General features: G+C 60.4%; 3 protein-coding genes. All 3 read right to left on the bottom strand.

All coding sequences use genetic code 11. The features are described from left to right. Nucleotides 1–518: glycosyltransferase family 1 protein (locus EOL86_13350; protein NCD26561.1), on the bottom strand; the 518-nt coding region annotated here is incomplete at its 3' end. Nucleotides 519–687: 169 nt separating this feature from the next. Then, entirely contained in the window at nucleotides 688–2,328 is a 1,641-nt protein-coding gene (locus EOL86_13355; GenBank protein ID NCD26562.1) for an acyl-CoA synthetase, read from the bottom strand. Between the two features lie 70 nt (nucleotides 2,329–2,398). After that, nucleotides 2,399–2,908 (bottom strand): XRE family transcriptional regulator (locus tag EOL86_13360; GenBank protein NCD26563.1); only part of this gene is annotated, 510 nt, incomplete at its 5' end.

The raw sequence follows: 2,908 nt of genomic DNA on the forward strand, positions 1-2,908 counted from the left end.
CGGATCTGATCGGCCAGGGCTTTGTTCTTGCGGGGCATGAAAGCGATGCGCGGAGGGCCGGACGGCTTGGACTCGGATGGGCGGAACAGCCCGGTATCAATGGCCGGACGAATGATGGCCGGACGCCTGCCCAAAACCTGTTCCATGTGCCAGGCCACGGGATCGGACACGGCCCAAAACTCCACGGGCAAATCACGCCAGCGCAGAGCCGGCTCAAGTCCGTGAAAAAGATACGCCCAGTTCTGACAATAGACCACGGTTCGGCACTTGGCGCGAAACCCAAAGGCCAAGGCATTGGGCCAACCCTCGGGCACCACCACGATATCTTCGGATCGCACGGGGGCGTGCGCGGCCTTGATCCACGGCAAGCCGGCGCAATCAGGCCCCTGGGGCGGCGCGTCCCAATACAAGATGCCGCCAAGCCGCTCCAGGCTCAGCAACTGACGGGCAATCTGGAGCAAGACCATGCACCCGCCGGACATTACCTTGAGAGGCGGATAAAATACCCAGACCTTCACGACATGGCCTCCGCCGAAAAATACTTTATAACCAAAGCTGCAACCATGTCGTCACATTAGCAAAAAAAAGGCCATGCAACGGGCATGGCCTTCACTCCACATGATCGGGTCAAGGGACGAGTCCCTTGCGGGGCGCGGGGCGGAGCCCCGCATTCGTCCTCTGGGCCCGTCACCCCTGATCCTTGGCCCGGATCTCGGCGCGTTTGATCTTGCCGCTGATGGTTTTTGGCAGCTCCTTCACGTATTCGACGACACGCGGGTACTTGTAGGGCGCGGTCACCTTTTTGACATGATTCTGGAGTTCACGAGTCAACTCGGTCGACGGCTCGTAGCCCGGAGCCAGGGTAACGGTTGCCTTGACGGCCTGGCCACGATCCGGGTCGGGTATGCCGGTGACGGCGGCCTCGACCACGGCTGGATGCGAAACCAGGGCGCTTTCGACCTCGAATGGTCCGATACGATAGCCCGAACTTTTGATCAGATCGTCAATGCGGCCCAAAAACCAGAAATACCCGTCCTCGTCCATCCAGGCCTTGTCGCCGGTGCGGTAGTACCCTCCGCCCATGACGCTTGAGGTCTTGGCCTCGTCCAGGAGGTAACAGGAAAACAACCCCACCGGCCGCTGGGGCTCGGTACGGATGCAGATCTCCCCTTCCACGCCAGGCGGACAGGGCTCGTCGTTGTCGTCCAGCAGCGTGATGTCCCAGCCCGGACAGGGCTTGCCGATGGAGCCGGCCTTGGGCTTCATGAAAGGAAATGTAGCGATCTGCAGGGTGGTCTCGGTCTGGCCGTAGCCCTCGTAAATGGGCATTCCGAGTTTCTCCAGCCAGGTCTCGAACACGCTTTCGTTGAGCAATTCTCCGGCCGTGGTGCAATGACGCAGGGCCGAAAGGTCGTACTTGGACAGATCCTCGCGAACCAGAAAACGATAAATGGTCGGCGGAGCGCAGAAATTGGTGACCTTGTGCTCGGCGATGATTTTCAGCAGCGCGCCCGGATCGAACTTGCCGCGATAATCCCAGACAAAAACCACGCCGCCAGCCAGCCACTGACCGTAAAACTTGCCCCACACGGACTTGGCCCAGCCGGTATCGGCCACGGTCAGGTGCAGGTTGCCCGGCTCGATGTCATGCCAATACGATGCGGTCATGACGTGGCCAAACGGATAGTTGAAGTTGTGCAGGACCATCTTGGGCTGGCCGGTGGTACCGGAAGAGAAATAAATGGTGGCCGGATCTTCGCCACCGGGCGCGTCGGCCGGGCGCGGAAAGGACGGCGCCGCCTGGGCGCAAATTTGCGAAAAACCGTGCCATCCGGCCTCGGCCGTATTCAGGCCGGCCATGACCAAAAGGGACAGGGAAGGACAATCCGGCTGAGCCGCTTCCACCGTGGCCCGGACCGAGGTGTCGACGATGGCGGCCTTGATGGCGGCGAAATTGACCCGGTAGGTGATGTCCTTGGCCGTGAGCAGGGCCGGCGAGGGTACGCCCAGGGCGCCCAGCTTGTGCAGGGCGAGCATGGTCGTCCAAAATTCGACACGGCGGTGCAGAATGATCATGACCTTGTCGCCCCGGCCAAGCCCCAAGGCGCGCAACGCATTGGCCAGCCGGCTGGATTCCTCGGAAAAATAGGCAAACGTATACTCGCGGCGAACGCCAGCGTCGTCCACGTGGACCATGGCCAACCGGTCGGGCTCGGTCGCGGCCGTGGCGTCGACCATATCGAAGGCGAAATTGTAGTTGGCGGGGATATTCAAGGCAAACGCGGCCTGAAATTCTTCATACGACGCGGGGCGCAATTTTTTGATCATCAGTGTACTCCTCGAAATGAATGGTTCTGGATAGCGGGACAATTCGGGACCAGGCGACAAAACCCAGCCCCTAAATAATCACATCCAGAAACTCGGCCGGCTGGCCATCCAAACCGCGCAGGGCGTGAGGAGTACGCGAGGTAAAATACAGGCTGTCGCCAGGTTCCATGACGTGCACGGCCTGACCCAGGGAAATTTCGAGCTTGCCCTTGAGTACGTAGATGAATTCCTGGCCGGGATGTTCGTTGAAGGTCAGGGCGTCCTGGTCCTTGGGCGGCACGGTGACGATAAACGGCTCCATCTTGCGGCCCACGAAACGGTAGGCCAAACTCTTGTAGTCATAATCCTTGCGGCGTTCGACGCTCATACCCTTGCCGGCGCGAACCAGGGATGCAGTGTGCAGGTGGGCTTCCTTGCCGGAAATAAGCACGGTCAGGTCCACCTGAAAGGCCTGCGCCACGTTGAAAAGATAGCTGACCGGAATTTCGCTGTCACCGGACTCGTACTTGAGAACATCGGCGGGCGTGGCGCCCAACTGCGAGGCCATGTCCTCCACCGAAAGATCCATGGCGTCCCGAAG

This window comes from Deltaproteobacteria bacterium (genome assembly GCA_009930495.1).
Classification (GTDB): domain Bacteria; phylum Desulfobacterota; class Desulfovibrionia; order Desulfovibrionales; family Desulfomicrobiaceae; genus Desulfomicrobium.